The organism is Paenibacillus woosongensis (assembly GCF_009725165.1).
In the GTDB taxonomy this organism is placed as follows: Bacteria; Bacillota; Bacilli; order Paenibacillales; family Paenibacillaceae; genus Fontibacillus; species Fontibacillus woosongensis.
On sequence record NZ_WNZW01000071.1, the window covers coordinates 1 to 221 of the forward strand.

The 221-nt window shown below is 52.5% G+C and carries 1 rRNA gene; it reads left to right on the plus strand.

The window, feature by feature from the left end:
- Positions 1-119, plus strand: a 16S ribosomal RNA gene (locus tag GNP95_RS25630); the annotation flags it as partial.
- Positions 120-221 lie beyond the last annotated feature (102 nt).

The following is a 221-nucleotide window of genomic DNA, read 5'->3' on the forward strand; positions in this document are numbered from 1 at the left end:
CAACACCCGAAGTCGGTGAGGTAACCGCAAGGGGCCAGCCGCCGAAGGTGGGGTAGATGATTGGGGTGAAGTCGTAACAAGGTAGCCGTATCGGAAGGTGCGGCTGGATCACCTCCTTTCTATGGAGAATCGTTCTCTGCAACGAGAACATTCAAATATTACGGACGACGAAAGTCGCCGGATGCTCACTCGTTGGTCAGTTTTGAGAGTTCAACTCTCAA